We start from the raw sequence: 8,309 nt of genomic DNA, 5'->3' as shown, positions 1-8,309 counted from the left end.
CCGGGGTGTCACCACCCAGCGCATAGGCTTCATCTGCCGCGCGCACATGACATGCGTCCCGGTCCGGATCGGCGTAGACGGCTACGCTCGCGATCCCGGCATCCCGACAGGCACGGGCAACACGGACAGCGATCTCGCCACGATTGGCGATGAGCACCTTGCGCACGATGGCTCCCTCCTTGAAACAAGCCGAGTTTAGGTACAGGCAACACCTCGCGCCGAGAAGACCCCGGGCGTGAGCTTGACCACACGGAGCGTGAACCTCGTGCTGGACGAACGTCCCAATCCCCCGTCGCTCCACGGTACGCCCGGTTTTCGGGGCTGGCTTGCGGTCCGCGATGTGGGCAAGGTCTCTGGCGCGCCGTGCTGCGGCGCTTCCCGTTTCTTTGTGGAGACCCTACGAATGCCGGGCGGAAACTTTGCCATGGGGTTCAGCTCGTGCACGCCTCTTGTGGCGGCGCATACCCGTTAGTAGCGTGCTTCGGCACTGACAGAGTGGGAGGGGATCGCGGTGGCGCGCAGACCTGTGGCCGCGGTGGCGGCAGTGACGCTGATGGTCGAGGCGGTCGGCATAGCGCTGCTGAACTGGATTCTCGGCCTGGTCGTGGACCGTCAGCAGATGTCTCTCGGCGGCATGGACACCGACGCGATGTCGATCGGGACCTGGGTCGCGGGCGGCCTCTTCGGCCTCTATCTGCTGGTGTGCGGGGTGGTGCTGCTGCGCGCCGCCGTGCGTGACCGCGCCCCCGGGCGCCTGGCCCGCATCCTGCTCATCACCTGTGCGGTGGTGCACGGGCTGTTGGGCGCGTTCTCGGTCGGCCTGGTGGGCTGGGCGGCGTTCGCGTTCATGATGGTGGTGCTGGGGCTGATCGTGCTGAGCCTGCTGGGGTACGAGGCGGAGCCGTCCTCGGAGCCCGCCGCCGAGGCCCCGGGCGGCCAGGACGCCCCGAGCCCGGCCTGAGCCGGGGAGAGACCCGGCCGGAGCCGGGCAGGTTCCAGGGAAAGACCTAAGGGAAGTCCGGGGAAACGCCTAGCCGGAATTCCCTAGTCGTCGGCCGCTGGTCTGGCCGTTGGCCGTCAGTCGTTCCAGAGGTCCGTGATCCGCACGTCCAGTTCGGCGAGCAGCCGGCGGAGCAGCGGCAGGGACAGCCCGATCACGTTTCCGGAGTCGCCCTCGATGCCGTCGATGAACGGCGCCGAACGGCCGTCGAGCGTGAACGCGCCCGCCACGTGTAGCGGTTCGCCGCTGGCGACGTAGGCCGCGATCTCCTCGTCCGTCGGCTCGCCGAAGCGGACGGTGGTGGACGCGGTGGCGGAGGTGCGGCGGCCGCTGGCCGTGTCGATCACGCAGTGCCCGGTGCGCAGCACCCCGGCCCGGCCGCGCATCGACTTCCAGCGGGCGGTGGCCTCTTCGGCGTCGGCGGGCTTGCCGAGCGCCTGACCGTCCAGCTCCAGTACCGAGTCGCAGCCGACGACGAGGGACCCGGCCGTCTCGGTGAGCCCGGCCACGGCGGTGGCCTTGGCCTCGGCCAGCACCCGGGCCAGCTCGGCGGGGGTCTCGGCGTCGAGCGCGTCCTCGTCCACCCCACTGACGATCACCTTCGGCGCCAATCCGGCCTGTCGCAGCAGCCCGAGCCGGGCGGGCGAGGCGGACGCGAGGACGAGAGTGCGCTGCGCAGTCATGCGCACCAGGGTAAGCGGCCCCCGGGACGGCCCGGCCCGGGGCTTCCACCGGACCTCCCCTAGGGCCACATGCCGAGGAGGCACATCGCCAGCAGCACGGAGACGGTCAGGACGGTGCGGGCGCGGCGGAGCATGGCCTCGGCCCGCCGCAGTTCCTCGGGCGGCTCATCGGGCGGCTCGGACCACAGCATGAATCCGATCCTGGGGCCACGGGCGCCGGGGCGCCTGAGTACGCGTACTCAGGCGCCCCGGCGCGAAGCCGTCATGCGGGCCCGCCGCGGCGGCTCAGGCGGGCCAGTAGGTGGTGCGCCACGCCGTGGGGCCGGGGTGCGGCACCCGGTGGCTGGGGATGGTGCGGGCCGGGTCGGACCACTCCTCCGGATCGTCCTCGGTCCGCGCGGCGGCCGTGACGGCCGCCGCGCGTGCTTGCACCACCGCCAGGGTGGCGGCCAACTCCTCGGGGGTCGGGTTGCCCCGGACAATGCGGATCATGGGAACAGCCCTTCGCTAGGGGGCTAGGGGGCCAGGAGCTACAGGGGGATGTTGCCGTGCTTCTTCGGGGGCAGCGCTTCGCGCTTGTTCCGCAGCGTCCGCAGACCGCGGACGATGTGGCGACGCGTCTCGGAGGGCATGATCACAGCATCCACATACCCCCGCTCGGCCGCGATATACGGATTCAGCAGGGTGTCCTCGTAGTCCGCGATCAGCTCGGTGCGGGCGGCCTCCGGATCGTCGGAGGAGGCGATGGTGCGCCGGTGGAGGATGTTGACCGCGCCCTGGGCGCCCATGACCGCGATCTGCGCCGTCGGCCAGGCCAGGTTGAGGTCCGCGCCCAGGTGCTTGGAGCCCATCACGTCGTACGCGCCGCCGAACGCCTTGCGGGTGATGACCGTGATCAGCGGGACGGTGGCCTCCGCGTAGGCGAAGATCAGCTTGGCGCCGCGCCGGATGATGCCGTCGTACTCCTGGTCGGTGCCGGGCAGGAAGCCGGGCACGTCCACGAAGGTCAGGACGGGCACGTTGAACGCGTCGCAGGTGCGCACGAAGCGTGCGGCCTTCTCGGAGGCGTCGATGTCCAGACAGCCGGCGAGCTGCATCGGCTGGTTGGCCACGATGCCCACCGGGTGGCCCTCGACCCGGCCGAAGCCGGTGATGATGTTGGGCGCGAAGAGCGCCTGGGTCTCCAGGAACTCGTTGTCGTCCAGCACGTGCTCGATGGCCTTGTGCACGTCGTACGGCTGGTTCGCCGAGTCCGGGATGAGGGTGTCCATCTCCCGGTCCTCGTCCGAGACCTCCAGGTCGGCCTCGTCGGGGAAGGCCGGGGGCTCGGAGAGGTTGTTGGAGGGGAGGTAGGACAGCAGGCCCTTGACGTACTCGATGCCGTCCTTCTCGTCCCCGGCCATGTAGTGCGCGACACCGGAGGTGGTGTTGTGGGTCCGGGCGCCGCCCAGCGCCTCGAAGCCGACGTCCTCGCCGGTGACCGTCTTGATCACGTCCGGCCCGGTGATGAACATGTGTGAGGTCTGGTCGACCATCACCGTGAAGTCGGTGATCGCCGGGGAGTAGACGGCCCCGCCCGCGCACGGGCCCACGACCAGGCTGATCTGCGGGATCACCCCGGAGGCGTGGGTGTTGCGGCGGAAGATCTCGCCGTACATGCCGAGGGAGACCACGCCCTCCTGGATCCGGGCGCCACCGGAGTCGTTGATGCCGACGACCGGGCAGCCGGTCTTCAGCGCGAAGTCCATGACCTTGACGATCTTCTCGCCGAACACCTCCCCGAGCGCCCCGCCGAAGACCGTGAAGTCCTGGGAGAACACGGCCACCGGGCGGCCGTCGACCGTGCCGTAACCGGTCACGACCCCGTCCCCGTAGGGCCGGTTCTGGTCGATGCCGAAGTTGGTCGAGCGGTGCCGGGCGAACTCGTCGAGCTCGGTGAAGGACCCCTCGTCCAGGAGGAGGTCGATGCGTTCGCGCGCGGTCAGCTTGCCCTTGGCGTGCTGCTTCTCCACCGCGCGCGCGGACCCCGCGTGGGTCGCTTCTTCGATGCGGCGCTGCAGGTCCGCGAGCTTCCCCGCGGTGGTGTGGCGGTCTGGAATCTCGGGGGCGGTCTCCGGCTCGGTGGACATCGGGATGCGGCTCCTGCTCGTCCTGGGGGTGGATACGGCGGGGTCTTCGGGGCCTGTCGGGTTTCGGGGGTATCTGGATCGTTCGGTGGCTTTGCGCTGGCTGGGCTACCGGCACGTAGCGTATCGGCGGCTCCGTCCGGTGGCACTGCGTCGTTGGCCACACCTCCTGACCCTAGGCTGGCCCCCATGACGCCTTCTGACACCTCAGGGAGCCCAGGTGACGCGCGCGGACGCTGGTCCGACCTGGAGCGGCCACCACTGAACGCCGCCGCGCTGCGCCGGGGGCTGGTGCGGCCCGGCGGGCTGTGGACCGAGCTCGAGGTGGTGCGGGCGACCGGCTCGACCAATACGGATCTGGTCACCCGGGCGCGGGCCGGGGCCCCCGAGGGCGCGGTGCTCATCGCCGAGGAGCAGACCGCGGGGCGCGGCCGGCTCGACCGCGCCTGGACGGCCCCGGCCAGGTCCGGGCTCTTCTTCTCCATCCTGCTACGGCCCGGCGGGGCCGGTGTGCCCACCGGGCGCTGGGGCTGGCTGCCGCTGCTTGCCGGGGTCGCGGCGGCCGGGGCGCTCAGCCGTACGGCGGGCGTGGACACCGCGCTGAAGTGGCCGAACGACCTGCTGGTGACGGTCGGGGACGAGGAGCGGAAGTTCGGCGGGATCCTCGCCGAGCGGGCCGGGGACGCGGTGGTGATCGGCATGGGTCTCAACGTCTCGTTGCGCGCCGGTGAACTTCCCGTTCCCACCGCCGGGTCGCTGGCCCTGGCGAACGCCGTCTCCTCCGACCGCGATCCGCTGCTGCGGGCCGTGCTGCGGTCGATCGCGGAGTGGTACGGGGAGTGGCGCCGCTTCGCGGGCGACCCCGGGGCCAGCGGCCTCCAGGAGGCGTACGCGGCGGGCTGTGCGACCCTCGGGCGCCAGGTGCGGGCCGAGCTCCCGGGCGGCCGGGAGCGCATCGGCGAGGCGGTCGCGATCGATGGCGACGGGCGGCTGGTTCTGGCCACGGAAGGCGGGGTCCAGGAGCCGGTCTCCGCCGGGGACATCGTGCATCTACGCTCCGTACCGAGGGAGGAATGACCCTCCCGCACCAGAGTGAGCTACGGCACACCTGACGTATCGTGGTCGCGGTCGCTCCAGCTCGGGGCGGCTGTGGGCGAGCTTGGGACCAGGCCGGGAAGAGGGAACGGAAGGGCAGTGCGCAGGGATCGGACAGGGGGCGGGCGGTGACCGCCGACGACGCGGGTTCCGGCACGGCCGAGGAGCGCGAGGTGCTGGACGCCGCCGCGCCCGACGGGGCCGTACGGGACACCGGGGCGCGGGAGAGCGCCGCCGCGGAGACCCCCGACGACGAGGACCAGCCGGACCCCATCGCGCTCCGGCTGGAGCAGCTGATCCTCGGCGCCGAGCGGCGCTACACCCCCTTCCAGGCCGCCCGCAGCGCTGGCGTCTCGGTCGAGCTGGCCACCCGCTTCTGGCGGGCCATGGGCTTCGCCGACATCGGCCAGGCCAAGGCGCTGACCGAGGCCGACGTGCTGGCGCTGCGGCGGCTGTCCGGTCTGGTGGAGGCCGGGCTGCTGAGCGAGCCGATGGCCATCCAGGTGGCGCGGTCCACCGGCCAGACCACCGCCCGGCTGGCCGACTGGCAGATCGACTCCTTCCTGGAGGGGCTAACCGACCCCCAGGAGACCGGGATGACCCGGACCGAGATCGCGTATCCGCTGGTCGAGCTGTTGCTACCGGAGCTGGAGGAGTTCCTGGTCTATGTCTACCGGCGCCAGCTCGCGGCCGCGACCGGCCGGGTGGTGCAGGCGGCCGACGACGTCGAGATGGTGGACCGGCGGCTGGCGGTCGGCTTCGCGGACCTGGTGAGCTTCACCCGGCTGACCCGGCGTCTTGAGGAGGAGGAGCTCGGCGAGCTGGTCGAGGCGTTCGAGACCACGGCGGCCGACCTGGTGGCGGCGCACGGCGGACGGCTGATCAAGACCCTCGGCGACGAGGTGCTCTACGCGGCCGACGACGCGGGCATCGCCGCCGAGATCGCGCTGCGCCTGATCGAGACGCTGACGCATGACGAGACGATGCCCGAGCTGCGGGTCGGGATCGCGTTCGGCACGGTCACGACGCGGATGGGCGATGTCTTCGGCTCGACGGTGAACCTGGCCAGCAGGCTGACGTCCATAGCCCCCAAGAACGCGGTCCTGGTGGACGGCGCGTTCGCCGAGGAGCTGAGCCGCACCGGGGAGGCCCCGGTGTCGGAGGCGGAGGCCGCGGAGGCCGCCGCCGCGGCGGAGAAGAAGGGCGAGGAACCGCCCGCGTACCGCTTCGGGCTGCAGCCGATGTGGCAGCGACCGGTGCGTGGTCTCGGGGTCGTGGAGCCGTGGCTGCTGAGCCGTCGCGCGTGAGGTCGTGGGTCGGGGGTTGTGGGTCGCGGGTGCTTCCGGATCGTCTCGGTGACGCCGCACCCGGACGGTTTCGGTGGCCGCGTCCGGATCGTTCCAGTGGTCGCGTCCGGATCATTCCGGTGGCTCCGTCCGGATCGTTCCCGCGACCGCGTCCGGATCGTTCCGATGGCTCCGTCCGGTTCCCCGAACTGGGCGCGCCGCCGGGCCTGTTGGGCTAGCCTACGTTCGCAAGATCCACTCGGTGGATACCAGGTCCTGTCGTCGAAGTAACACCGTCCGCGTCCGCCCGCGGGGTGGGCCCGGCGGTGTCCAGGAGCACGTGTGACCCAGCTTTACGATTCGAGTGCTCAGCGTCCGGGCGCCTTACCTCCGCCGGGCTGTCCCGCCCACGGGGAGACCGGTGCCGAACCTCTCCACGCGCCCGCGTTCGGCGCGGACCCCTTCGGGGTCTACCGGCGGCTGCGGGAGGCCCACGGCCCGCTCGCGCCGGTGGAGCTGGACAGAGGCGTACCGGCCATGTTGTGCCTGGGGTACGACACGGCGCTGGAGATCATGCGGCGCCCCGAGACCTTCTCCAAGGACCCCCGCCACTGGCGGGACAGGAACGAGGGCCTGCTGCCGGAGTCCAGCTACGCCCCGCGGATCATCGGGCCCCGGCCGCGGGTCGACTTCGTGGACGGCGAGGAGCACCGGCGGCTGCGCGGTGCCATCGAGGACGCCACCGGCCGGATCGACTCCAGCGCGCTGCGGAACTATGTCGAGCGCATCGCCGACTCGCTGATCGACCAGTTCTGCGACGCGGGCGAGGCCGAGCTGATCGGCACGTACTGCGCACTGGTCCCGATCATGGTGACCAGCCAGCTCTTCGGCTGCCCGCAGGGGGTCATGGACCCGCTGCTGCGGGGTGTGGCGACGTTCATCGACGGCTCGGACCCCGCGGGCGGAGACCGGACCGCGGGCGCGGCGCTGCGCGAGCTGATCGACCTCAAGCGGCGCGAGCCGGGCGCCGACATCACCTCCTGGCTGATCGCCCATCCGGCGCGGCTGAGCGATGAGGAGCTGGCCGAGCAGCTACTGCTGCTGATCGGGATGGTGACCGGGGTGGTGCCCGGTCTGATCGGCAACGCGCTGCGGGTGCTGCTCACCGACGAGCGGTTCTCGGGCGAGCTGATGGGCGGCAGCATGCTCGTCGAGGACGCGCTCGACGAGGTCCTGTGGACGGACCCGCCGCTGGCCAATATGGGGCTCTACTTCCCGGTGCACGACACCAACCTCGCCGGGAAGCGGCTGCGGGCGGGCGACGCCGTGATGATCAGTTTCGCGGCGACCAACCGGGACGCCCTGACGAGGTCCTCGCACAAGCAGGGCAACCGGGCCCATCTGGCGTTCGGCGCGGGCGCCCACGCGTGCCCGGGCCGGTCCTCGGCCCGGCTGATCGCTTCCGTCGCGCTGGAGAAGCTGCTGGACCGGATCCCGGATCTGGCGCTCGCCGGGGAGATCGACGAGCTGAAGTGGCTGTCCGGGATCTTCGTACGGGGGGTGATCACGCTGCCGGTGCGGTTCGCGCCCGTTCCCGGGCTGGGGGGCCGGCGCGGCGCGGCACCCGCCGCGCGCCCGGGGGAGCAGGGGCCGTCGGGTCCTCAGGGCCCGGGCGCGGGCTCTGAGCAGCAGATGCCGCCGGGGACGCCTCCGCCGCCGCCCATCCCGCCGATCTCGCTGCCGTTCGCCACTGACGCGGCGTCCGCGGCTGAGCCGCTGATGGGGTCGGGGCCGGAGCCGGACTATCCGGAGTCGGACGACGGACAGAAGCAACAGTCGATCCTCCAGGGCTTCCTGAACCGGTGGCGGAAGGCCCGCTAGGGCCGCTCCACAGACCACGCCCCCGACACCGGCCCACCGCCCCCGCCCTGCGGCCTCATGCGCCCCCGCCGCGGGGAGGGGCCCCGCCCGCGGTGGAGTTACGCCGAGGGTTAGGGCCCTGCCGCGTGGTGCCCCGCCGCGATGGGGCTCTGCTCCGGCCCGCGGGGCTCCCGGGGTTCCAGGGGCGGAGCCCCTGGAACCGGGAAGGGGCGGAGAGGGGAAGCACCCGGCGCCGGCG

At 72.0% G+C, this 8,309-nt stretch carries 9 protein-coding genes; 4 read left to right on the top strand and 5 right to left on the bottom strand.

Features of this window, described 5'->3' with window-relative positions; all coding sequences use genetic code 11:
* On the bottom strand, positions 1–166 hold a 166-nt coding region (locus VT50_RS22100), incomplete at its 3' end, for a biotin carboxylase N-terminal domain-containing protein (RefSeq protein WP_143645248.1).
* 345 nt (positions 167–511) lie between these two features.
* On the opposite strand from VT50_RS22100, the gene VT50_RS22095 reads away from it, so the two are divergent.
* Positions 512–961 carry a hypothetical protein gene (locus VT50_RS22095; RefSeq protein ID WP_107424858.1) on the top strand — a complete coding sequence of 150 codons (450 nt, stop codon included), beginning with the start codon at positions 512–514 and terminating at the stop codon, positions 959–961.
* Positions 962–1,077: 116 nt separating this feature from the next.
* Here the strand turns inward: VT50_RS22095 and VT50_RS22090 are convergent, their stop codons facing one another.
* From VT50_RS22090 to VT50_RS22080, 4 genes are all read right to left on the bottom strand, one after another.
* Positions 1,078–1,683, bottom strand: coding sequence for a Maf family protein (locus VT50_RS22090; RefSeq protein ID WP_046090620.1), 606 nt, complete (start codon positions 1,681–1,683; stop codon positions 1,078–1,080).
* 59 nt (positions 1,684–1,742) lie between these two features.
* On the bottom strand, positions 1,743–1,874 hold the full coding sequence (gene mmpB / locus VT50_RS41015) for a morphogenic membrane protein MmpB (RefSeq protein ID WP_256114580.1): 132 nt from the start codon (positions 1,872–1,874) through the stop codon (positions 1,743–1,745).
* A gap of 94 nt (positions 1,875–1,968) precedes the next feature.
* Positions 1,969–2,175 carry an acyl-CoA carboxylase subunit epsilon gene (locus VT50_RS22085; protein WP_046090621.1) on the bottom strand — a complete coding sequence of 69 codons (207 nt, stop codon included), beginning with the start codon at positions 2,173–2,175 and terminating at the stop codon, positions 1,969–1,971.
* 38 nt (positions 2,176–2,213) lie between these two features.
* Positions 2,214–3,812: an acyl-CoA carboxylase subunit beta gene (locus VT50_RS22080; protein WP_046090622.1), complete on the bottom strand. Its 1,599-nt coding sequence runs from the start codon at positions 3,810–3,812 to the stop codon at positions 2,214–2,216.
* A 186-nt stretch (positions 3,813–3,998) separates the two neighbouring features.
* Here VT50_RS22080 and VT50_RS22075 point away from each other — a divergent pair, with 186 nt between their 5' ends.
* The 3 genes from VT50_RS22075 to VT50_RS22065 all read left to right on the top strand — a co-directional run bounded on the left by VT50_RS22075 (position 3,999) and on the right by VT50_RS22065 (position 8,071).
* The gene (locus tag VT50_RS22075; RefSeq protein ID WP_046090623.1) at positions 3,999–4,886 is read left to right on the top strand and encodes a biotin--[acetyl-CoA-carboxylase] ligase; all 888 of its coding nucleotides are present in this window, start codon (positions 3,999–4,001) and stop codon (positions 4,884–4,886) included.
* 146 nt (positions 4,887–5,032) lie between these two features.
* A complete protein-coding gene (locus tag VT50_RS22070) occupies positions 5,033–6,211 on the top strand; it encodes an adenylate/guanylate cyclase domain-containing protein (RefSeq protein WP_046090624.1) in 1,179 nt (392 codons plus the stop codon).
* 489 nt (positions 6,212–6,700) lie between these two features.
* Positions 6,701–8,071, top strand: coding sequence for a cytochrome P450 (locus tag VT50_RS22065; protein ID WP_240529252.1), 1,371 nt, complete (start codon positions 6,701–6,703; stop codon positions 8,069–8,071).
* Positions 8,072–8,309: the final 238 nt, after the last annotated feature.

The organism is Streptomyces antioxidans (assembly GCF_000968685.2).
GTDB classification, from domain to species: Bacteria; Actinomycetota; Actinomycetes; order Streptomycetales; family Streptomycetaceae; genus Streptomyces; species Streptomyces antioxidans.
Note: the sequence above shows the minus strand (reverse complement) of the source record. Positions and strands in the feature narration are given on the sequence as shown.

Bases quoted from the DNA above. Each gene is read 5' to 3' on its own strand.
- VT50_RS22075 (WP_046090623.1), top strand. From the start codon at position 3,999: ATGACGCCTTCTGACACCTCAGGGAGCCCAGGTGACGCGCGCGGACGC.
- VT50_RS22090 (WP_046090620.1), bottom strand. From the start codon at position 1,683: ATGACTGCGCAGCGCACTCTCGTCCTCGCGTCCGCCTCGCCCGCCCGG.
- mmpB (WP_256114580.1), bottom strand. From the start codon at position 1,874: ATGCTGTGGTCCGAGCCGCCCGATGAGCCGCCCGAGGAACTGCGGCGG.
- VT50_RS22085 (WP_046090621.1), bottom strand. From the start codon at position 2,175: ATGATCCGCATTGTCCGGGGCAACCCGACCCCCGAGGAGTTGGCCGCC.
- VT50_RS22080 (WP_046090622.1), bottom strand. From the start codon at position 3,812: ATGTCCACCGAGCCGGAGACCGCCCCCGAGATTCCAGACCGCCACACC.